Below are 25,146 nucleotides of genomic sequence, written 5' to 3'. Positions count from 1 at the left end.
AGCTTCTTTTTCTATCTTAAATCATTAATTCTTACCCAATAATGATCATTATTCAATTGAATTAAGGCAAATTGCATTCCAATTCTTTCTTCAAATTCAGGATCAGCTAATTGCATTACCTTTTCTACCTTAACTACTTGATTATCTCCATCAAAGTTAAAGGCGAAGTTTCTATCTGAACTGTCTGCAAAATCTTTATCTTCATTCCACAAAGCAGCCCCATCAGCAATTGTCATCTCTTCAGATAAACCTAGTTTTTCTAAGTCATCACTGTAAGACATTTCTAAACTATGTGAACTAAACAATTTCTTAACTGTTCTAGCTGATGATTTTCCATCCATCCAGCCAGCGTACTTATCAATAAATTTACGATAATTATCGTTTGGTTTCCAATCGTCTTCAAATGCCTTATCTAATTCCTTTATAACGTCATCTGTGGTTTTTACTAGTGGACCTGGTGCTTCTTTAACAAAGTCAAAGTAGAATCCTCTAATTTCATTTGCATATGCATCCAAATCGTAAGTAAAGAAGATAATTGGTCTTTGTAATGTTGCATAATCAAACATAACTGAAGAATAATCAGTAATCAATACATCACTAATTAAATATAATTCAGCGATGTCTTCATATTGACTAACATCCATAGCCATATCTGAATAAGCACTTAAGTCTAATTGATTAGAAATCATGTAGTGAGTTCTAACTAATACAATTACATTGTCATAATGTTGTTTTATCTTTTCTAAATCTAAATGTAACTGTGCTGTATATTCACTAGTCTTAATATATTCATTATCACGCCAAGTTGGTGCATACAAAACAACTTTCTTATTACTATCAATACCTAAATTGTTTTTAATTCTCTTTACATCATCTTCAGTATGATTAATTAATATATCATTTCTTGGATATCCATCAAATTGCAATTGATTTGCATTCATTCTGAATGCTCTATGCATTATCTTTGCAGAATACATGTTAGGAGTAATTAAACAATCCCAACGTTTGTTATCGCGGAATACATCCTTATGATACATAGTTGCATTAACACCAGGCATTGTAACTTTCATAACATCGGCAGCCAATGTCTTTAATGGTGTTCCATGCCATGTTTGTAGCATTCGAACATTTCTACCAGGCTTCCATCTGAATGGTCTTCTACAGTTAGTAATCCAGTACTTAGCTCTGGCTTGTTTCCAAATTCCTAGATAGCTAAAACGAATAACATAAGGAATATTATTTTCATCAAAGTATTCTTTATAATCTTTATTTACGTTCCAGCATAATTTATAACCTGGATAATGCTTTTTAATGTATTCATATATAGCTTTAGGATTATCTGAATATTGTCTACCAAAGAAACTTTCAAACATAATTAGATTATCTTTCTTTGGTAATACTTCAGACAACCAGTTTAAAATCATTGCTTGTAGGAAGTTGGTATTTAGAATATGACCAATCTTCTTAAACAATAATTTATTATCAGGTTCTTGATCTAATTCATCTACATCAGTGTTTAGGACTGTTTCTACAACTTGTGCAGTAGCATCCCCTTTACGACCATATTGAGCAAACTCATCAGCAAATTGGTTTAATTTATCTGAATAGTTATCGTAAACAGCATCCAAATGTCTGATTCTATCTATCAAATCATCTTCATTTTTAACAATAGGTCCTGGCATTTGCTTGTCATAATCAAGGTAAACACCACGATTATCCTCATCTAAATACCAATCCTTATCGTAAGCATAGAAAATCATTGGACGTTTCAAGTGGGCATAATCAAACATCACTGAAGAATAATCAGTAACCATTGCATCACTAATTAGATACAAATCATTAATGTTGTTATAGTCACTTACATCAAACACAAATCCAGGATTACTGTAAAAACTATTAGAATGAGCTACAAAGTAATGAAGACGAACTAACAAGACATAACTATCAGAAAGTTTATCTTGCATCTTATCTAGATTTAATTTAAAGTCAAATCCTTCTTCTTCACGATAAGTAGGAGCGTACAAAATAACTCGTTTGTTTAATGGGATGCCCAACTTTTCCTTAACAGAATTAATGTACGCACTATTATCATTAGTGTATAATTCATCATTTCTAGGGAAACCAGACTTAATTATTTGTTGCTCATAATTAAATGCTTGAGATGCTGTCTTTTCCATATAATCTGAAGGAACTACCATGTAATCCCAACGACGATTACGTTTAGCAAAACGATTTTGAATTTTCTTAGTTGCTAATCTGAAGTGAGGTTCATCATAACCCATGTGCTTTAAGAAAGTACCATGTAAAGTTTCTACTTCAATTTGACCGCTTCTTTTAGCATAACGGTTTGGCATATTAGTATTTTGTACAATATATCTAGATACTGCTAAATAATACCAGTACATAAAACTATTAACTTTAACCTTTTTAGCGTCCCCTTCAATAGGAGTTTGAATGTTGTTAAAGAACCAAACTGGTTTAACTTCCGGATGATTTTCAACTAAATATTCATACATAAGTCTTTCGTTACTGTCATACTTACTGGACCAATATGAATCAAAAATCATAATATTTCTTAAAGGCAAGAAACGCATAATAGGATATAAAACAGAGTATGAGAATGATCTCAATCCCTTAGTAGAATCAATCCAGCTACTAAATGGTTGTTTTATATTCAAAACAATATTATGTGACTTATCTTTATTAAATTTATAATAAATTTTTTGTTTATTAGTTACTGGTAATTTAACTTCACTAGTTAAACAATTCTTAGTGTACTTAATACGGTAAACATTAATATGATCTACAACGTATAAATATACTTTAAATTCATAATTACCTTTTAATACATTAAGTTGTTCTTTATTTTCATCAGTTAATGGTAACTTAAATGAAAGAACATCATTATCTAAGCTTAAATTATTAGCATCTGAATCTAAAACTAAGCGATTCTTTTTATCTTCGCTAATCATTTCAACCCTACTGTTCTTCATTAACACATCTGCGTCATTAACAAAATTATGCATGTCAGCTTCAAAATGAAGAACATTGTCACCTGTTACAGTGATGCTCTTAGCAGTAAGTGGAGTTCTTTCATATAACATAACCATTCTAGTATCACCATAGTACATGGATAATGAACAGTTATTAGGAAGATTTACTTGTTGATTTAATTTTTCAGATGAGAAATTGTATTTAATATGAGCATTAGTTAAATTGTCACGTAAAATCAATGATGCTTTTTTATTTAAAAACAATTCATGTATTTTACTTATTTCAAATTTGAAACCATTATCCGCATTTTCTTCAGAATAAATGGCATTATCATCAGCATCTACTAATACAGCATTTAAATTAGATATATCAGCATTTTTAACTTCAAAGTAAACACTGTCTTTTACTACTCGTGGTGATTCAACTACGGGAGTTTCTACCACTTGTGAATCTAATTTGATGACATTAAATACTAATTGATCAATACCATTAAATTTAGTGATTACTTTATATCCATTATTTTCATAAGGTATAAATTTCTTGTTTGAGGCTTTCTTACCTGGTAATGCAGCAAAATCTTCAACCCAATATTGATTATCCATTTTGTCGATTATTTTAATTTTCCAGGTACCAGCACCTAATTTTCTAATGGCTTTATTTATATCAAAAGATAAATTGTAACTAGCATCCTTATACATGGCTTTAGGCTTCATGATTTTTCTTAAAAGATGAGTTCCACGTCTTTCAATGTTAGCTGGTATAACTTTATCGTTCTTTACATTTATTATGCTTGCTTTTAGAACTTCATTAACATTGCCATCTTTAAACCAACGTTTGAATAATGGCATTTCATGCATCTTAAAAGCTCCACGCATTTCAAATTGACCATCAGTAATAGATGTTACATTAACATTTCTTATTATTTGATCAATAGGAGAATTATTTTGATCTAAAGTTAAAAACTTCTTTAGGCCAAAATCGTCTTCTAGCTCTGGAGTTATGAAGCTGTACTTATGACCACGCCAACTTGATTTAAAAATACCAATAGTTTTTCTATAAGTGAATTGATTAATTAAATCATAGTTGGATTTTTTAATGCCATAATACATGGTTTGTTGTTTCAAGGATAGTTTATTAAATAGTTCTGAATCCCATAAATTCCAATCACGAAGGAATTTGTAAACCAATCTTTGAACGGAGTAAATATATTCTTCTTCGTTGTCTCCTAAATTCTCAATAAACAAATTAATATCTAGTCGAATGGCTTTGAACTTAAAGTCTTTAACTAAACTACTTTGATCTGAATATCCAAATTTATGTAACATATCCAAACTAATCTTTAATGCCTTTAAACGACTTTCGAAATTATCTAAAGCATTTCTAGTTTGTGTGATGGAATCAGTACTTTCTCTCCATCTCCATTCATAAACTACATTTTCAATAATTGAAGTTTTCTTGGATTTTAAATGAACTTCCAAAGTAAATGGAATATCTTCATAAATCATCCCTTCAATAAATTTAATATTATTTTCAACTAAGAATTGACGACGATAAATCTTATTCCAAACTGTAGTATCGTAAAGTAAATCATGATTATCGTCTAGGTTAGTATCATCATAATCATCATGAATAGCAAATGAATGTAAGAATGAATTTTCATAACGATCCTTATCAAATCTCTTAACAAAGCCAGCTACTACATCTGATTGATTTTTACGTGCTTTATAAATTAAATTTGAATAAGCATCACTAGGAACAATATCATCGCCATCAACAAAGGCAATATACTTACCTCTAGCATGTTTCATCCCATAATTTCTAGTAGAACTAATCCCACCGTTTGTTTTATGTAATGCTCTAAAACATTTATATTTTTCAGCATACTTATCAATTATTGCAGAAGTTTCATCAGTTGAATCATCATCAACCATTAAGACTTCCATATTTTCTAAAGGAAAATTAGTATTTGCAATAGAATCCAAGCATTGTTCAACATAATCTTGTTCGTTGTAACAAGCCACTATTACAGACAAATATGGTTCTGTCATTTTTTATCCTCCTTATTTATTGTTGTAAATAAAAAAGTATTTAATTTAATTTTATTATTAATATATAGATATACTGGTTTAATTATAGCATTAATAAAGGTATTTTTAATTGGTATTACAAAACATTATGCTTTTTTTAACATAAATTTAATACTCAGAAAGTAATTAATATGGATACAAAAAAGACTTACTTTTTAATAAATAAGTAAGTCTTTTTAAATAATTAATTATCTTTTAGCATCTGTGTCTTCTTCATCAGTTTGTAATACAGCCATGAATGCTGCTTGTGGTATATCAACCTTACCTACAGCCTTCATACGCTTCTTACCGGCTTTTTGTTTTTCTAGTAACTTCATTCTTCTAGTACGGTCACCACCATATAGATGCGCGGTAACATCTTTACGGTAAGCCTTAATATTAGTTCTAGCAATAATCTTAGCACCAATAGCAGCTTGTACTGGAATTTCAAAGTTTTGACGTGGAATAATGTTCTTTAGTTTTTCAACAATTACTCTAGCACGACTAGCAGCAAATTGACGATGAGAAATAAAACTTAAAGCATCCACCTTTTCACCATTTAGTAAAATATCAATCTTTACTAAATCAGAAGGCATATACTTACCTAATTCATAATCTAGTGAAGCATATCCACGGGTAGCGGATTTAAGATTATCGAAGAAGTCGAAAATAATTTCTGATAATGGCATTGAATATACAATGTTAACACGATAATCATCCACGTATTCCATAGTATCAAACTTACCACGACGAGATTGACATAGTTCCATTACGGCACCTACATAATCATTTGGTACCATAACAGTTGCTTTAACGTATGGTTCTTCTACCGATTTAATTTCTGATGCATCAGGCATTTCAGAAGGATTTTCCACATCCTTAGTTTCTCCATCAGTAGTAAATACATGATAAGTAACTGAAGGTGCAGTAGTGATCAAATCAAGATTGAATTCTCTTTCTAATCGTTCTTGAACAACATCCATATGAAGCATACCTAAGAATCCACATCTAAAACCAAATCCTAGGGCTTGAGATGATTCTGGTTCAAATTCAAGAGCAGCATCGTTTAATTTAAGTTTTTCCAAGGATTCTCTTAAATCACCGAATTTAGCATTATCGGTTGGATATAAACCAGAATATACCATAGGTTCCATTTCACGGTAACCAGGCAATGCCTTTTCAGCCGGATGATCAGCGTTAGTAACTGTATCACCTACTCGAGTTTGGTTAATATCCTTAATGCTTGCAGTAATGTATCCTACATCTCCTGCCATTAAGTAATCTCTTTTTACAGGATGAGGTGAGTTTACACCTACTTCAGTAACTTCATATTCGCTTCCACTGTTCATCAAGCGAATTTTGTCACCAGGTTTAACAATTCCATCATGTAAACGTACACTCAATACTACCCCACGGTAATCATCATATACAGAATCAAATACTAAAGCTTTAAGTGGTGCCTCAATATCACCTTGTGGAGCAGGAACATCATGTACTATTTTTTCTAATAGTTCTTCTATACCAATACCTTTTTTGGCACTAGTTAGTACGGCATCTTCCGCATCAATACCGATGATATCTTCTACTTCTTTTTTAACCTTATCAGGTTCAGCAGATGGCAAATCAATCTTATTAACTACTGGAACGATTTCCAAATCATCATCAATAGCTAGGTAAACGTTAGCTAGTGTTTGTGCTTCAACACCTTGTGCAGCATCAACTACTAATATTGCCCCTTCACAAGCGGCCAAACTTCTTGATACTTCATAAGAGAAATCCACATGTCCTGGCGTATCAATTAAATGAAACTCATAGTCATGTCCATCTTTTGAATGGTAGTTTAATTCTACCGCATTCAATTTAATGGTGATTCCTCTTTCACGTTCTAGTTCCATGTCATCAAGCAATTGATTTTGCATATCACGTTTAGCAACTGTATCTGTCATTTCCAAAATACGATCTGCTAAAGTAGACTTACCATGATCAATATGCGCTACAATCGAAAAGTTTCGAATGTATTTTTGATGCTCCTTCATTTTATTAATGTCCATTATGTCATTCCTACTTTCAACGTTTATATTATTATTAATTATAACAACCCAACAAAATTTCTACAAACTAATTCATACATATACAAATAAAAAAGTCTAACCTTAGTAATAATAAATTACTTTAGTTAGACTTTTTAAAAATTATAGACTATTTTTTACCATTCATGGCGTCCTTTAATTTGTCAAAGAAGCCACCATCTTTATAGTCTTTTTCACCACTTAATTCAGCAAATGCCTTTAAGGCTTGCTTTTGTTGTTTGTTTAATCCCTTTGGAGTAACAATATTAACAGTAACTAGTTCGTCACCTTTAGAACTACTATTCAAACGAGGCATACCTTTACCTCTTAATCTAAATGTAGTTCCAGATTGAGTACCAGCAGGAACTTTCATTTCTACGTTTCCGTATACTGTCTTAACCTTAATAGTGCTACCCAATGTAGCTTGTGTAAATGAAATATTTTGGTTATAACTTAAGTCAGCACCATGACGTTGGAAATCCTTGCTTGGCTTTACTCTGAATACAATAAACAAGTCACCATAAGGTCCACCGTTCTTACCAGCTTCACCTTGGCCTTGTAAACGCATTTGTTGACCATCATCAATACCAGCAGGAATCTTAACTTCAACTTCATGACTTTCGTTTGTATGACCACTTCCGCCACACTTAGTGCACTTTTCTTTAATTTCTTTACCAGTTCCACCACAAGTAGGACATGGATGTTGAGTTTGCATTCTGCCTAATGGTGTATTTTGTACACTGGTTACGTAACCACTACCATTACATTGGTGACATGTTTGTGGTTGGGTACCTTCTTTAGCACCTGTACCATGACATTTATCACATTGAGTTTCACGTCCATAACGGATGGTGGTTGTCTTTCCAGAAACAGCATCTTCGAAGTTAACAGTCATTTGGTATTGTAAATCTCTACCTTTTTGTGGAGCGTTAGGATCTCTTTGAGCTCTTCCTCCGCCACCACCGAAGAATTGACTAAAGATATCATCGAAGCCGCCGCCTCCGAAACCGGAGAAGCCGCCAGCTCCACCGCCGAAGCCACCGGCTCCGCCGCCAAAGCCGCCTCCGGCTGGACCGTCAGCAGAACCAAATTGGTCATAGTTACGACGTTTGTTTTCGTCACTTAGCACTTCGTATGCTTCATTAATTTCCTTAAACTTTTGTTCTGCTCCAGGCGCTTTGTTAATATCGGGATGATACTTTTTAGACATTTTACGGTATGCGTGTTTAATGTCGTCTTGACTGGCATCCTTTGAGATACCAAGAATTGAATAATAATCCTTTTCTGCCATTTTTATCCCCCACGTTTTAATTTTTAAATAAAAGGTCAAAGCCCAACAAGTCAGACTTTGACCTTTTTAGTAAGTAATATAATTACTTATTGTTTTTGTCATCATCATGAACTTCGTGGAAATCACCATCAACAGTGTTGTCATCATTTCCATTACCGTTTGATGAATTGTTTGCATTGCCTTGAGCTGATTGATCTGAGCCTTGGCCATCAGCTTGTTTTTGTTGATATAACTTAACAGCTAATGCTTGAACTTGTTTACTCAATTCGTCCTTCTTAGCCTTCATATCATCTAGGTTGTTGTCGTCCTTAGCCTTCTTCAATGCATCTTCTGCATCTTTAGCCTTCTTGATTTCATCTTCTGAAACCTTACCGTCAACTTCCTTCAATGTCTTATCAGTTTGGAAGATTAATTGGTCAACTTCGTTCTTCAAGTCAACTTCTTCCTTACGTTTCTTGTCAGAAGCTTCGTTCTTCTTAGCTTCGTCCATCATACGTTTGATTTCATCATCTGATAGACCATTTGAGTCCTTGATGGTAATCTTTTGTTCCTTACCAGTACCTTTATCCTTAGCAGAAACATTAACAATACCGTTCTTATCAATATCGAACTTAACTTCGATTTGAGGAACACCACGAGGTGCAGCTGGAATGTCAGTTAGTTGGAATTGACCTAAAGTCTTGTTATCAGCTGCCATTGGACGTTCACCTTGTAGTACGTGAATGTCTACGGCTGGTTGGTTATCAGCAGCAGTTGAGAATACTTGTGACTTAGAAGTTGGAATAGTTGTATTTCTATCGATTAACTTAGTGAATACACCACCCATAGTTTCAATACCTAATGATAGTGGAGTAACATCTAGTAGAACAACATCCTTAACATCACCAGTCAATACACCACCTTGAACAGCGGCACCTAAAGCAACGGCTTCATCAGGGTTGATTGAGTGGTTTGGTTCCTTACCAGTCCAGTTCTTAACAGCTTCTTGAACAGCTGGAATACGAGTTGAACCACCATTTAAGATAACTTCATCAATGTCTGAAGTGCTTAATCCAGCATCCTTCAATGCATTGTCAAAAGCAACCTTAGTCTTGTCAACTAAGTCTGAAGTTAGTTCATTGAACTTAGCACGAGTTAAAGTAGTTTGTAAGTGAAGTGGACCATTTTCACCAGATGAGATAAATGGCAAGCTAATTTCAGTTTCAGAAACACCTGATAAGTCCTTCTTAGCCTTTTCAGAAGCATCCTTTAATCTTTGTAATGCCATCTTATCATTTGATAAATCAATTCCGTTTTCTTGCTTGAATTGATCAATTAGGTAGTTCATAACACGCTTATCGAAGTCATCCCCACCTAAATGAGTATCACCATTAGTTGATAGTACTTGGAATACACCGTCACCTAATTCTAGAACGGAAACATCAAAAGTACCACCACCAAGGTCATATACAAGAACTTTTTCATCTTTGTCTTGTTTGTCTAGACCATATGCTAATGATGCGGCAGTTGGTTCGTTAATGATACGTTTTACATCCAAACCAGCAATCTTACCGGCATCCTTAGTAGCTTGTCTTTGTGCATCATTAAAGTATGCAGGAACAGTAATAACAGCTTGGCTTACAGTATCACCTAAGTAATCTTCAGCAAAGCCCTTGATGTATTGTAGAATCATTGCTGAAATTTGTTGTGGTGTGTACTTCTTACCATCAACATCAACAGTGTATCCTTCTTCACCCATGTGACTCTTAATTGATGAAATAGTGTTAGGGTTAGTAATCATTTGACGCTTTGCAACAGCACCAACTTGTGGTTCACCGTCTTTGAATGCAACAACTGAAGGTGTTGTACGTGAACCTTCTGGGTTTGTAATAATCTTAGGTTCTTTACCTTCTAGAACAGCAACAGCTGAGTTAGTAGTACCTAAATCAATTCCAATAATTTTGTTACTTGCCATTATGAATCTCTCCTTTATCTTTTTATTGTGCAACTACAACCATACATGGTCTAATAACACGATCTGATAGTTTATAGCCTTTTTGTAAAATTTCAACCACTGTATCTGCTTTATGATCATCATCAGCAGGAACAGTTTTAACTGCTTGACATAAAGTAGGGTCAAATTCCTTGTTTAAAGCATCAATTTCTTCAATACCATTTTCAGACAATGCTTTTTGGAAATGGTTTAAAACAAGTTCAACACCTTGTTTTAATTGGCTACCACCCTTATCAGTAACTTCAACATCCAATGCACGTTGTAAGTTATCAATAGCGGGTAAAATGCTAGTAGCTAACTTTTGGCCATCATATTTGTAAATGTCAGCGCGTTCACGCTTGAAACGGTTTTGCATATTTTGCATTTCCGCTTCAGCTCTAAGGTATTTATCTGAAACTTCATCAACTTTTTGTTGAAGTTCATCAACCTTATCCTTTAATGCATCTTTTTTGGTGCCTTTTTTAGCTTTCTTATCAGCCTTTTTGTCAGCGCCTTTTTCTTTAGCTGCATCACTTTCATTTACGGATTTTTTTAAATCCTTTTCATCATCCTTCTTGTTTGCCAAATTAATGCCTCCTTTTACTGATTGTATTTATCGTAATAATCTTTCAGTCTCTTAGATAACTCATTTCTGAAGCCATCTACAATCCCAATAACTCGGGAATATGGCATTCTAGTAGGACCTAGAACGGCTATAACACCTTTACCATATTGACCAACATCATAAGATCCTGTAATAACACTATAATTCTTCAAAAGTTCGTTGCTAAGTTCAGGTCCAATTTTTACAGAAACTGAATTGTCAGAACTTTTTATAACCTTATACGCATCATCAGAATCATTTAGTAATGAGTATATTGGTTTTAGATAACTGACATCATTATTATCAGTAAAACTTAATAGATTCAATTCTCCACCGATATAGAACTGATTCTTAGAAGCTTCATTCAAAACATCACCAATGGTTTGAACTATATTATCTGGATTCTTTACATATTTAATAATTTCAGGAGCAATTTCTGCCTTCAATTTATTAAACACTTCATTAAGAGGTTTACCAGCTAATTTATCATTAATCATTCTTACGATAGGATCAAGATTTTCTCCATTAATTTCATCCGATATATGAAATACTTGATTAACAACTTCACCATTTTCAGTAACCAAAATAGCCATAACTTGATGACTACCTAGTGAAACTAATTTAAAGCTTCCTAATTTTGGTACTGCTCCTTGTTCAGGCTTTAATGTTAAAGCTGTGTAATTAGTTAAATTAGAAAGAATATTAGCAGATTGCTGAACAATTTCATCAATCTTCTTAAACCTTCCAGATAACGAATTTTGGATAATCGTCATATCATTACTATCAATGGGATTAGGATTTAATAAATTATCAACATAATAGCGATAACCTTCAATTGAAGGAACCCTTCCCGATGATGAATGATTTTTAGTTATCAAACCAATTTGCTCTAAATAAGCCATCTCATTTCTAACCGTAGCAGAACTGACATGAATTGGTAATTGATTGGATAATGCCTTAGAACCAACAGGAATACCAGATTTTGTATAATCATTAACAATGATTTGCAAAATCATCTTCTCTCTTTCAGTAAGCATATCCGATCACTCCTTAAAATTAGCACGATTAGCAGTCGCAATGAATAAGTGCTAACTACAATATATAATGTACCAAAGCCCTAATTATAAGTCAAGAAAAATGCTAGTTATTTTTAAAAAACATTCTAGTAAAATCTTCATCATCTTTTAACTGTTCAATTAGCTTATCTACACCCTCAAATTTAACTTCTCCACGGATGCGATATAGCCAATCAATTCCTACTACTTCTCCATAGATATTATTATCAAAATCCAATAAATTAATTTCTACAGTAATAGGATTACTATTTCCAAAAGTAACATTTCTACCTATGGATGCCATACCATGATATATATCATTGCCGATGTGGACATTTACTACATATATTCCTATAGCTGGTAACCATTGTAATTCATCATGTTCAATATTTGCGGTAGGATATCCTAGTTTTCTACCTCTAGCCAATCCATGTACTACTGTACCCACTGTATGAAATGGTCGACCCATTAATTCATTAACCGTTTTTATATGACCATCATCTAAATTTCTTCTTATTCTAGTAGAACTTACCTTTTCATACTTAAATTTCTTTAAGTCAACAGACACTACATCAAATCTGTTCTTTGCATATTTAGGTAATAAGTCCATAGTTGCGTCTTTAGCACCGTAAGTATGATCAGAACCAGCAACTACTGTGTCTACATTAAATTTAATTAAATAATTATCTACAAATTCTTGTGGCGTTTGATTTTGAAAATTAAAACTGTAATTTACTAAAAATACTTTATCCACACCCATTGATTCCATAAACTTCATTTTTTCATCATTCATAATTATGTTTCTACGTTCATGTGGACTTAGTTGTTTGTAGACTACTGCTGGTTTATGGTCATAAGTTAACACTGCTAATGGTAAATGCTTTTGATTAGCAATTTCTTTGGCTCGATTAATTACTTCTTGATGTCCTAAATGAATACCATCGAAGTAACCCATTGCCAAAACCACTTTGGCATCATTTCTAAAGTCATCATCTATTGGGTGATGTATATTCACTATTTTCATAATCAAATCTCCTATTTATTACTAAACATTTTCTCTGGTTTATATACTTCTTTATTTTCATCCCAGTAATATAACGCCTTAACTCCACCTTCGTAGGTAAGAACACACTTATTATTGTGGGCATCTAATTCATTACTGTATAAAAAGCCACCATTTTTTACCATTTTCCACTGATTATCATCTAGTTCAATATGTTCAAACTGTTGTAATGCAGAATCTAGTGAACGAACAATACCATCTAGCTTACCTTCATCAGCTGCCTTTTGAATATCAGCTAACTTTACAGTTTCAGATATATCAAATCCCCCACTCTTAATTCTAGTTAAGCTAGACATAACAGCAGGCATCCCTATTTTTCTACCAAAATCCACTGCTAAAGTTCTTACGTAAGTTCCTTTACCGCAACCTACTTCAAAATAAATCTTTTGTTCATGTTTTTCAGCATCATATTCACTAGGTTTAGTTTGCTTAAAATATTTAATTTGAACATGTCTTTCAGGTCTTTTTACTTCCTCATGATTACGTGCATATTCATATAAACGCTTACCATTAACCTTTACAGCTGAGAACATAGGTGGAATTTGAATTAAATCATCTGAAACAAAAGATGCTAATAGTTCATTAATCCTATCATCACTTAGCTTTTCATTCAATGGTTTCGTATCCACTACTTCCCCATCTAAATCTTCTGTAGTTGTAGAAAATCCTATCGTAATACTTCCACGATAAACTTTACCTGATGCCATTAAATATTGTACTAATTTAGTAGCTTTTCCTAAGCAAATAGGTAATACTCCTTCTACATTAGGATCAAGAGTTCCACTATGACCTATTCTTTTCATTTTTAAAATTCCGCGTAGTTTACTAACACAAGCGAAACTAGTCATGCCTTTTTCTTTGTATAAAGGAATTATTCCGTCCATTATTATCCGTTCTCCTTATAAATCATTTAGTTAAAATTATATCATAGTGAAAAATCTTCTTTAATTATTCTGAATAAAAAAAGACCCGTATAATACGGGTCTTTTTAAATCTTAACGATCTTCTTGTTTTAATTTATTGATTAATCTATCAATTTTACTTCCATATTGAATAGATTCATCTAATTTAAAAGTAAGTTCAGGAGTTCTGTAAATGCTTAATCTTGCACCTAGTTCTCCTCTAATTAAAGGAGTAGCTTTATCCAAGCCCTTTTGTGTTTTATCCTCGTCTCTTTCTTTATCAGATAAAATACTGTAATAAATAGTAGCTTGTTGTAAGTCTCCAGTAACATCTACACCAGTAATAGTAACTCCTTGAACACGAGGATCTCTCACACGTTTCAATAAAATATCATTTACTTCTTTTTGGATTTCTTGTTCTAGTCTTCCAACTCTGTATTGAGCCATTACTATTCACTCCTTTATTCAGCAGGAACTTCTTTCATTTCGTAGGCTTCGATAACGTCGCCTTCCTTAATATCGTTGTAGTTTTCGATAGTAAGACCACATTCAAATCCTTGCTTAACTTCTTTAGCATCGTCTTTGAAACGCTTCAAACTGTTTAATTCACCTGTGTAAATAACCACATTATCACGAATCAAACGAACTTTACTATCTTTCTTAACTACACCATTTGTAACCATTCCACCAGCAATGGTACCAACTTTTGAAGCCTTGTATAATTGTCTTACTTCAACTTCACCAGTAACTACTTCCTTGTACTTAGGAGCAAGTAGACCCTTCATTGCTGATTCAACTTCATCAATAGCATCGTAGATAACTTGATGTAGACGAATATCAACATTATCAGCATCTGCTTGGTCTTTTGCTTGAGATGTAGCACGAACGTTAAATCCTAGGATAATAGCGTTACTTGCTTCAGCTAAAGCAACATCACTTTCGTTAATAGCACCAACAGAACTGTGCACGATGTTAACCTTAACACCTTCAACATCAATCTTCTTTAAGCTTCCACTTAGTGCTTCAACGGAACCTTGAACATCAGCTTTAATAATTACAGCAACTTCTTTCATTTCTCCTTCTTTTAGAGATTCGAATAAGTTGTCTAGAGTAACACTATTGTTCTTCTTACGTTCTTCCATTTGTGCTTCTTTAGCACGTTCTTCACCGGCAGCACGAGCAGTCTTTTCATCATCAAATACGACGAAACGATCACCTGCTTCAGGCACGTCATTTAAACCAGTAATTTCAATTGGAGTTGATGGTTTAGCAGCATCCAATTCAATACCCTTTTCATTATTCATAGTTCTTACACGTCCGAAAGTATCACCAACAACGATTGGATCACCAACGTGCATAGTACCTTGTTGTACTAATAGAGTAGCAACAGGACCACGACCACGATCTAGACGAGCTTCAATAACTGAACCAGCGGCATGTTGTTTAGGGTTAGCTTGTAATTCCATAACATCGGATTGTAATAGAATCATATCTAGCAATTCATCAACATTGGTACCCATCTTAGCTGAAATTTCAACAAAGATAGTATCTCCACCCCAGTCTTCTGGGATTAATTCATAGTTTGCTAATTGTTCAATTACATGGTTAGGGTTAGCACCTGGCTTATCAATCTTGTTAATTGCAACAATAATTGGAGTCTTAGCTGCTTTAGCGTGATCAATAGCTTCTACAGTTTGTGGCATAACACCATCATCAGCAGCAACTACCAATACAGTGATATCAGTAATATCAGCACCACGAGCACGCATAGCAGTGAAGGCAGCATGTCCCGGTGTATCTAAGAATGTAATTGTCTTACCATTTCTCTTTAATTGGTAAGCACCGATAGCTTGAGTAATTCCTCCAGCTTCACCAGCTGTAATATGTGAATTTCTCAAGTAATCAAGTAAAGTAGTCTTACCATGGTCAACGTGTCCCATGATTGTAACAACTGGTGCACGTGATTCTTGATAATCAGTATTTTCTTCTTCTTCTTCGAAGAACTTATCAATATCAGAAACATTTACTTCTTGTTTTTCTTCAGCTTTAATACCGTAGTCTTCAGCAAGAAGTTCAATAGTATCCTTATCTAGAGAAATATTTTGGTTAACCATAATACCTAGCATAAATAATTTCTTAACAATTTCTGCTGGTTCTCTATGGATAATCTTACCAATTTCTTGTGCGTTCATACCTACAGTGTAAACAAGAGTTTCTGGTAATGGACGTTCTTTTCTTTCTGGTGCTTTCTTTTGCTTATGGTTTTGTCTAATACGTTGGTTCTTAGTGTACATACCAGCAAAGCGATTATGGCGATTGTTTCTCTTATTAAATTTCTTCTTGTTCTTCTTACCCTTCTTAAAGTTGTTAGAAGAATCATTATTGCGGTGATTATTATTACCGCCATGGTTATTGTTATTACCATGATTATTACTATGATTGTTGTTATCACTGTGATTATTTTTCACATTGTGGTTTGAATTATTATTTGGCTTCTTGTTTTTATTTTGCTTATTGTTAGAAGCTTGAGAATTGTTCTTCTTCTTTGATGAAAAAGCATCACGAATTGCTTTTTCTTCATGAGGATCTAAAGTAGACATATGATTTTTTACGTTAAAGCCTTTCTTGTTAGCTTCATCAATAATCTTTTTGCTTTCTACTTTTATTTCTTTTGATAATTCATAAATTCTCTTTTTTCCCATACCATCACGTTCCTTTGCAGTTATTTGTCATTTCTTTCAACCGTTTAGCAAATCCATTATCAGTTATTCCAATGATTGTTCTTGGAACTCCAATTGCTTTGCTAATATCTTCTTTTGTAAGGACAGTATTAGTATCAATTGCATAATAGTTTGCTTTATCTGTAAATTTCTTGAAACTAGCTTTTCCAGAATCAGCAGCAATTATAAGAAATTTAATTTTTCTCTTACGGATTGCTCCGAGTAATATATCTTCGCCGGTAGTAATCTTACCAGCACGCTTTGCAATTCCAATAAAATTTAATAACTTATCTTTATTTGTCATTGTTGAATAGTTCTTTTCTAGCTTGCTTATGATCTACATAAGCAATTAAATCATTATAGAAATCTTCGCTTAAGTCAACTGAAAAGACTTCATCAAGTTTCTTTTCTTCTTTAGCTTTTTTTGCAACTTCTACATCTATAGAAACATAAGCGCCTCTACCAGACTTTTTACCCGTTTCATCAATGGAGACATTTCCTTCTTTATCTCTAACGATTCTAACTAATTCCTTTTTTGGAGCCATTTCACCTGTAACAACATCTTTTCTCATTGGAACTTTTCTTGTTCTCATTGAATTATCACTCCTTTAATTCGTTATTCTTCGTTATCGACATCTTCATCGACTTCTGATTCATTGTCTAAATCATCAGCTTCTGATTCAGATTTAATATCAATCTTGTAACCTGTTAATTTAGCAGCTAATCTAGCATTTTGACCACGCTTACCAATTGCTAATGATAATTGGTAATCAGGAACAACTACAGTACATGCATGTTCATTTTCATCATCAAAAATAACATCTACTACTTCAGATGGATTTAATGAATTAGCAATAAATTCAGCAGGATCTTCTGTCCATTGAACAATATCCATGTTTTCTCCACCTAATTCATTAACGATGGTTTGAACACGTTGTCCTCTTGGACCAACTGTTGTACCAACTGGATCTATATCTTCATTATTGGATCTAACAGCAACCTTAGCGCGATCACCAGCTTCTCTAGCAATTGAAACAATTTCAACAGTTCCGTCATAAATTTCAGGAACTTCTTCTTCAAATAATCGTTTCAATAGACCAGGTGCAGTACGACTTACGAAAATTTGAGGTCCCTTAGTAGCATCTTCAACACGGTTAACATATACCTTGATGTGGTCTTGTGGACGGTATTCTTCGTTAGGCATTTGGTCACCTTTAGGCATAACAGCTTCTACCTTACCTAGGTTAACGTATACAAAACGATTGTCTTGTCTTTCAACTTCACCAGTGATTAATTCATCTTGGTATTTACTGTACTTGTTGTAAACGATAGTTCTTTCAGCTTCACGAACACGTTGCATAATAACTTGTTTTGCAGTTTGTGCAGCAATACGTCCAAAGTTCTTTGGAGTAACTTCAAAACGAATTTCGTCACCGATTTCATAACCACGGTTTAATTGTAGTGCGTCAGCTAAGCTGCATTCTAATCTTGCATCTACTACTTCGTTAACTACTTCTTTTACAGCATAAACATGAATGTTTCCCTTCTTTTCATCAAAAGAAACTTCCACGTTTTGTGCTTGATTATAATTACGCTTGTAGGCAGAAGTTAATGCTGCTTCCAAAGCATCAATAACTGTTTCCTTAGAAATACCTTTATCATTTTCTAAGGCATCTAATGCGCCTAAAAGTTCTTTACTCATTGTTAAATTCTCCTTAATTAAAATTTAATTGCTAATCTTGCTTTTGCAATTGATTTCTTTGGTATTTTTATATCTTTAATGCGACCCTTTAAGTTAATTGTTAATACGATATCATCGTCATTAAGTTCTTTTAATGTACCTTCATAAACTTTTTGTTTTTCTATAGGAGCATATAAAGAAACATGAATATACTTACCCACGGCCTCTTTAAAATGTTCAGGTTTGTTGAGAGGTCTTTCTGCTCCTGGAGAAGAGACTTCTAGAAAGTAAGCTTGAGGAATTGGATCAGGATCCATTGAATCTAGCTTTTCGCTTAATTCATCAGATACTAATGCACAATCTTCAATAGTAATTCCATTGTCTTTATCCACATAAACTCTCAAATACCAATTCTTATTTTCATTAACGAATTCAATATCATATAAATAGAATCCGTGATTATCAAGAATTGGGGTTACTAATTTTTTAACCGTTTCTGTAACTTCGCTCAATGATACGCCTCCTAAAAAAATCCAATAAAAAGAGCGAGCATTTCTGCTCACTCCTTTCCACCAGATATAAATCATTATTTATAGTACCACATAAATAATGATATTTCAATATAACTACATCATATCAAATAGACTCAATTGATTTTCATCAGGTAAGTCATCAATTATATGATTTTCAGTCATAAATTCAATCAATTTCTTAGATACTTTACCACGTTTGGAAATGTCTTCTTTTGAAATGAATTTCTTATCTTCACGTGCAGCAACAATTTGCTTTGCAACGTTTAATCCTAAACCAGGAATGGATCTAAATGGAGCAATCAATTTATTACCATCAATTAACCATTCTTCGGCATCAGAACGATTTAAATCAACCATTTCAAAGCCGAATCCACGTTCCATCATTTCATTAGCTAATTCAAGTACTGTTAATAAGTTCTTATCTTTAGCAGAAGCATCATTTCCCATATCGTTAATTTCTTTCATGCGCTTTTTAACTGCTTCTTTTCCTTTACACATAGAAACTAAATCAAAATCATCGGCACGAACTGAGAAATATGCACAGTAGTAAACCAATGGGAAGTATACCTTAAAGTATGCCACACGCAAAGCCATTAAAACATATGCAGCAGCATGGGCTCTAGGGAACATGTATTTAATCTTCAAACATGAATCAATATACCATTGAGGAATATTTGCTTCATGCATTTTCTTCATCCATTCGTCCTTAATACCTCTACCTTTACGTACATATTCCATTATTTGAAATGAGGTTTCAGAATCTAATCCCCAGTTAATTAAGTCGGTCATAATGTTATCACGACAACCAATAACGTTGGCGATAGTAGCTTTTCCTTCCTTAATTAACTCATCAGCATTTCCTAACCATACGTCAGTACCATGTGATAAACCAGAAATTTGTAATAGTTGAGAGAAGTTTTCAGGCTTAGTTTGTTCTAACATCCCTCTAACAAATTTAGTTCCAAATTCTGGAACACCTAATGTACCTGTCTTAGATTGTATTTGATCCTCGGTAACTCCAATAGTATCTGTTCCAGAGAATAATCCCATAACACCAGGATCATCCATTGGAATAGTTTGTGGATCAACACCTGATAAATCTTGAAGCATTCTGATCATAGTAGGATCATCATGTCCCAAAACATCCATCTTCAAAATATTATCGTGAATAGAATGGAAATCAAAATGAGTAGTTTCCCATGCAGCATTTTGATCATCGGCTGGATATTGTATAGGTGTAAAGTCATAAATATCCATATCGTCAGGCACAATGATGATACCGGCTGGATGTTGTCCAGTAGTTCTTTTAACCCCAGTATCACCTTTAGCTAACCTATCAATTTCAGCTGTTCTTATGGTTTGTTCAGTATCACGTTCATATGCCTTAACATATCCATAAGCAGTTTTATCTGCAACTGTACCAATAGTACCGGCACGATATACGTTATTTTCACCGAACAAAACTTTTAGATAGTTATGTGCAATTGGTTGATAGTCACCAGAGAAGTTCAAATCAATATCAGGAACCTTGTTACCACTAAATCCTAAGAATGTTTCGAAAGGAATATTATGACCGTCACCAATCATTAAAGTTCCACATTTAGGACATTTCTTATGAGGTAGGTCAAATCCTGAACCATATTCTCCTTTAGTAAAGAATTTAGAGTATTTACAATTTGGACAACGATAATGTGGTGGCAATGGATTAACTTCAGTAATTCCAGCCATAGTAGCAACTAAACTGGATCCAACAGAACCACGAGACCCTACCAAATATCCATCTTTATTACTCTTAGCTACCAGACGCTTGGCGATTAAATAAATAACGGAGAAACCATTTCCGATAATACTCTTTAATTCTCTATCTAATCGTTTTTGAATCAATTCAGGCAATGGATCACCATACAATTCATGGGCTTTATCCATTGTACTGTTTCTGATTTCATCTTCCGCACCTTTCATATGAGGTGTGTACAATCTATCCAACACAGGATGGATATCGTCATCAATCATATTAGCTATCTTTTGCGTATTAGTTACTACAATCTCATGACTAACATCTTCGCCTAAGTAATTGAAATCTTCTAACATTTCATTAGTAGTTAGGAATGGTACCTTAGGCAATCTTTCACGATTCAATGGGTTAGCTCCACCCTGTGAATGAATTAAGATTTTACGATAAATGTAATCTTGAGGGTCTAGATAATGAACATCCCCAGTTGCAACCACCGGTTTATCCATTTCTTTACCCATATCCACCATATTTTGAATTAATTCATGTAAATGACTTTCTCCATGAATTAACTCTGAATCAATCATTGGTTGATATGCCGCACTTGGTTGAACTTCCAAGTAATCATAAAATTCAGCTTTCTTTTTAGCTTCTTCTTTTCCTTTTTGCAACATAGACATGAAGACTTCACCACTAGAACAAGCTGAACCAATTAATAGTCCTTCTCTATACTTTTCTAGCACACTACGAGGAATTCTAGGAACACGATAGAAGTATTTAACGTTAGAAAGTGAAACTAGCTTAAACATGTTCTTTAATCCAGCTTGTGTCTTAGCCATTAATATCGCATGGAATGGTCTAGCATGTTTGTATGCATCATTTTCAGTCATATGATCATTTAATTCGCTAACCTTAGTAATGCCATATCGTTCTTCGGCATCTTTTAAGAAGATATAATTCAAATGACCAGTACTTTCCGCATCATAAACAGCACGGTGATGGTGTTCCAATGAAACATCAAACTTTTTAGCTAAAGTATTTAAACGATAACTCTTATAGTGTGGGTATAAGAATCTTGCTAATGGTAATGTATCGATAATAGGATTTTGAATTTCATCCATCCCATATCTCTTATAACCAACATTCATGAATCCCACATCAAATGTAACGTTATGACCAACTACTACGTTATCACCACAGAATTTTCTAAATAGTTTAAACACTTCTTCTTCTGACTTGGAGCCTTTAACCATATCATCAGTGATAGAAGTTAATTTAGTTGTGAATTCAGATAAATGAAATCCTGGATCAATAAATTCTTCAAACTGATCGATAACATTGTTATGTTGCATTTTTACGGCAGAAACTTCGATAACCTTGTCATAAATTGCAGATAATCCCGTAGTTTCAATATCAAATACTACATAAGTAGCATCATATAACTTACGATCATCAGCATTAAATGTAATAGGAACCCCGTCATCCACTACATTAGCTTCAACACCATAAAGCATTTTAATTCCTGCTTTTTGTGCAGCACTGTATGCAAATGGGAATCCTTGTACAGCAGCATGATCAGTAATAGCGATAGCTGGATGATTCCAATCTTTTGCTCTTTGTACATATTCCTCAATTCCATTAGTAGCATCCATTTGACTCATAGTAGTGTGTAAATGCAATTCCACACGTTTATCATCAGCGGTATCTTGTCTTCCTTCATGATGAAGTGGATTAATATCGTAAGCATTCAAAGTTAATTCATGACTGTAATTATCTTCTTGAACTCCACCACGAACTTTAATCCAGTCTCCTTCTTGAAGAGCTGCAAAGTTAGCTTCATCAGTTTCGTTATTAGAAAACTTCTTTACTTCAATTGATGATGAATAATCAGTAATCTTCAAAATCATTAATTGTCTTCCTGAACGAAGTGAACGAATTTCTTTGCTAAAGATGTGTCCATTAACTACTACTAAACGTTCTTCTTGAACGATATCAGCCATCTTAGTTATTTCAATATCATCTTTGATTTTTCTTCCAATTTGAACTTTACCTTTTGGTACTGATTCAGCACCCTTTTTCTCACGTTTATTAGCAGATTCTTTGATTGCCTTCATAGCTTTTTTAGCTAATTCAGCATCACGTTTTTCTTTTTCAGCTTTAAAATCTTTAATTTTTTCTTGTGAAGCTGTTTCATCCACTAGAACATTAATGTGAAATTTAGGGAATCCCATATTTTGATACAAATCCTCAATTGGACTAACGGCTTTTTCTACCAAAAAGTTTTTTACGATCTCATTTTCAGCTAATAATTGCACACGTTTATCATTTAATTTTGGAGCTTCATGTTGTAATAGTTCATTTCTTATGGAATCAGAAACATCAGCATGCTTTACAACCCATTCCCAATAATCTCCTAAAATTTTATTATCAAATTCATTATTATCAGCATTAATTTTTATTCTAGTTGTTGCAATTTCATCAAAAGTAGCTTGCATACGACTATAAAAATCAACAAAAGATTTATAGTCCATTATCTTAGGTAATTTTAAATAAAATTGCCACATATTAGATTTTCTATGAATATCTATCTTTTCGATTTGACCGTTCTTAAAATTATCACTATCAACTTGATCCGATAATTGTAGTTGATTTAATAATTTTTTAAACAACTCTTCCTGGTTTAACAATATAAAACCTCCAGTTCTATCACCAAAAAAGGCCAGTTTACTGAACTGACCTTTCTGACTACTTCAAATCTTTAAATAGGATAGAAACAGTATTAACTACTTCTTCTTGTTTAACTTCTACTGTTTCGCCAGTTTTTCTAATCTTAATTTCTACGATACCTTCACTAGCTTTCTTACCAACAGTAACTCTAATTGGTAGACCGATTAAGTCAGAATCAGCAAATTTAACACCGGCTCTTTCCTTACGATCATCAGTTAATACATCGTATCCCTTATCTTCTAATTCTTTTTCTAATTCGTTTGCTACCTTCATTTGAGTTTCGTTCTTGATATTAACTGGAATCAAATGTACATCAAATGGTGAAATGGATTTAGGCCAAATTAAACCATTTTCATCAGCTTGTTGTTCAGCAATAGCAGTCAATAAACGACTAATACCAATACCATAGCATCCCATAACTACAGGCTTTTGACGACCATTTTGATCTAAAACGTTTGCATTTAGATCTTTAGAGTATCTAGTACCTAGCTTGAAGATATGAGCAATTTCAATACCTCTAGTGTATTTTAATACTCCAGAACCATCAGGTGAAACTTCACCTTCTTCAACCATTCTAAAGTCGTCAAATTTAACATCAGAAATATCTCTTTCAGCATTGAAGTTTGCATAGTGAGCTTCGTTTTCACCAGCACCAACATATGCATTAGTCATATCTTTAACATAGTTATCAGCCAATACAGTTACATTGTCATCCAAATTAAATGGTCCTACGTAACCTTTTACAGTATTAGCATATTCTTTAATTTGTTCATCATTAGCAAAGTCAAATAAGGAAGCATTTAAGTAATTCTTAACCTTAATTTCGTTAACTTCATGATCACCACGTACTAACACTAATACTGGCTTTTCATCAGCCATGAACAATACACTCTTAACAACATTACTCATGTCAGTATCAAAATGTTTAGCTACTTGTTCAATAGTTTTTACATCAGGAGTACTTACCTTTTCTAGTGGCTTCATTTCAACATCTTTCTTGTCAGAAACATACTTACTCTTTGCCATTTCCAAGTTAGCTGCATAATTACTCTTATCTGAGTAAACAATAGTATCTTCACCTACTGCAGCAGGAGCAGAAAATTCAATTGAATCAGATCCACCCATTGCTCCACCATCACCAATAATAGTGCGGTAATTTAATCCTACTTGGTCAAAAATATCTCTGTATGCATTTTCCATTTCATCATAAATACGGTTTAAGTCATCATCATCGATGGAGAATGAATAAGCATCCTTCATTAAAAATTCACGACAACGCAACAAACCATAGCGTGGACGATCTTCATCACGATATTTTGGTTGGATTTGATATAAAACTAATGGAAGTTTCTTATATGACTTAATAGTATCTCTAATCAATGAAGTATAAGTTTCTTCATGAGTAGGTCCTAAAATAAAATCTGTGTCATGACGATTCTTTAACTTAAATAATTCTGGACCATAAGTACTTAAACGTCCAGATTCTTCCCATAGCTTAGCTGGTAAAACAGCAGGCATTAATGTTTCATTAGCATTAATGCTATCCATTTCTTTTCTAATAATACGTTCAATATTAGAAATAACTCTGTAAGCTAGTGGTAAGTATGCATACATACCAGCAGAAACTTGTTTAATATATCCGGCACGTAACATCAACTTATGACTAAGTGCTTCGGCCCCTTTAGGAGCTTCCTTAAGTGTTGGGATTAACATTTTTGATTGTTTCATAAAAAATCT

16 protein-coding genes are annotated in these 25,146 nt (G+C 33.4%); all 16 read right to left on the bottom strand.

Annotated elements, in window-relative coordinates:
* Nucleotides 1-11 precede the first annotated feature (11 nt).
* The 16 genes from D7I45_RS03010 to D7I45_RS02935 all read right to left on the bottom strand — a co-directional run bounded on the left by D7I45_RS03010 (nt 12) and on the right by D7I45_RS02935 (nt 25,137).
* Nucleotides 12-5,042 (bottom strand): CDP-glycerol glycerophosphotransferase family protein, encoded by a 5,031-nt coding sequence (locus tag D7I45_RS03010; protein ID WP_120784279.1) that lies wholly within the window; start codon nt 5,040-5,042, stop codon nt 12-14.
* Between the two features lie 227 nt (nt 5,043-5,269).
* Complete coding sequence (gene lepA, locus D7I45_RS03005) at nt 5,270-7,111, bottom strand: translation elongation factor 4 (protein WP_120784278.1); 1,842 nt, start codon at nt 7,109-7,111, stop codon at nt 5,270-5,272.
* A gap of 148 nt (nt 7,112-7,259) precedes the next feature.
* Nucleotides 7,260-8,420: a molecular chaperone DnaJ gene (gene dnaJ, locus D7I45_RS03000; protein ID WP_120784277.1), complete on the bottom strand. Its 1,161-nt coding sequence runs from the start codon at nt 8,418-8,420 to the stop codon at nt 7,260-7,262.
* A gap of 82 nt (nt 8,421-8,502) precedes the next feature.
* On the bottom strand, nt 8,503-10,374 hold the full coding sequence (gene dnaK, locus D7I45_RS02995; RefSeq protein ID WP_120784276.1) for a molecular chaperone DnaK: 1,872 nt from the start codon (nt 10,372-10,374) through the stop codon (nt 8,503-8,505).
* A gap of 22 nt (nt 10,375-10,396) precedes the next feature.
* Nucleotides 10,397-10,978, bottom strand: a complete 582-nt coding sequence (grpE, locus tag D7I45_RS02990) for a nucleotide exchange factor GrpE (RefSeq protein ID WP_120784275.1) — start codon at nt 10,976-10,978, stop codon at nt 10,397-10,399.
* A gap of 14 nt (nt 10,979-10,992) precedes the next feature.
* Nucleotides 10,993-12,033 carry a heat-inducible transcriptional repressor HrcA gene (gene hrcA, locus D7I45_RS02985; RefSeq protein WP_120784274.1) on the bottom strand — a complete coding sequence of 347 codons (1,041 nt, stop codon included), beginning with the start codon at nt 12,031-12,033 and terminating at the stop codon, nt 10,993-10,995.
* A 103-nt stretch (nt 12,034-12,136) separates the two neighbouring features.
* A complete protein-coding gene (gene ribF / locus D7I45_RS02980) occupies nt 12,137-13,075 on the bottom strand; it encodes a riboflavin biosynthesis protein RibF (RefSeq protein WP_120784273.1) in 939 nt (312 codons plus the stop codon).
* Nucleotides 13,076-13,086: 11 nt separating this feature from the next.
* Nucleotides 13,087-13,998 carry a tRNA pseudouridine(55) synthase TruB gene (gene truB, locus D7I45_RS02975; protein ID WP_120784272.1) on the bottom strand — a complete coding sequence of 304 codons (912 nt, stop codon included), beginning with the start codon at nt 13,996-13,998 and terminating at the stop codon, nt 13,087-13,089.
* Between the two features lie 111 nt (nt 13,999-14,109).
* On the bottom strand, nt 14,110-14,463 hold the full coding sequence (gene rbfA / locus D7I45_RS02970) for a 30S ribosome-binding factor RbfA (RefSeq protein WP_120784271.1): 354 nt from the start codon (nt 14,461-14,463) through the stop codon (nt 14,110-14,112).
* 14 nt (nt 14,464-14,477) lie between these two features.
* Entirely contained in the window at nt 14,478-16,718 is a 2,241-nt protein-coding gene (infB, locus tag D7I45_RS02965) for a translation initiation factor IF-2 (protein ID WP_120784270.1), read from the bottom strand.
* A gap of 4 nt (nt 16,719-16,722) precedes the next feature.
* Nucleotides 16,723-17,040, bottom strand: a complete 318-nt coding sequence (locus D7I45_RS02960; protein ID WP_120784269.1) for a L7Ae/L30e/S12e/Gadd45 family ribosomal protein — start codon at nt 17,038-17,040, stop codon at nt 16,723-16,725.
* Complete coding sequence (rnpM, locus tag D7I45_RS02955) at nt 17,030-17,329, bottom strand: RNase P modulator RnpM (protein ID WP_120784268.1); 300 nt, start codon at nt 17,327-17,329, stop codon at nt 17,030-17,032. The genes D7I45_RS02960 and rnpM overlap by 11 nt, the downstream gene beginning before the upstream one ends.
* A 23-nt stretch (nt 17,330-17,352) precedes the next feature.
* Nucleotides 17,353-18,438, bottom strand: coding sequence for a transcription termination factor NusA (gene nusA / locus D7I45_RS02950; protein WP_120784267.1), 1,086 nt, complete (start codon nt 18,436-18,438; stop codon nt 17,353-17,355).
* A gap of 17 nt (nt 18,439-18,455) precedes the next feature.
* Nucleotides 18,456-18,929: a ribosome maturation factor RimP gene (rimP, locus tag D7I45_RS02945; RefSeq protein ID WP_120784266.1), complete on the bottom strand. Its 474-nt coding sequence runs from the start codon at nt 18,927-18,929 to the stop codon at nt 18,456-18,458.
* A 114-nt stretch (nt 18,930-19,043) separates the two neighbouring features.
* A complete protein-coding gene (locus tag D7I45_RS02940) occupies nt 19,044-23,372 on the bottom strand; it encodes a PolC-type DNA polymerase III (protein ID WP_120784265.1) in 4,329 nt (1,442 codons plus the stop codon).
* 55 nt (nt 23,373-23,427) lie between these two features.
* Nucleotides 23,428-25,137, bottom strand: a complete 1,710-nt coding sequence (locus D7I45_RS02935; RefSeq protein ID WP_120784264.1) for a proline--tRNA ligase — start codon at nt 25,135-25,137, stop codon at nt 23,428-23,430.
* Between the last annotated feature and the right edge of the window lie 9 nt (nt 25,138-25,146).

Source organism: Apilactobacillus bombintestini, from assembly GCF_003627035.1.
GTDB classification, from domain to species: Bacteria; Bacillota; Bacilli; order Lactobacillales; family Lactobacillaceae; genus Apilactobacillus; species Apilactobacillus bombintestini.
Note: the sequence above shows the minus strand (reverse complement) of the source record. Positions and strands in the feature narration are given on the sequence as shown.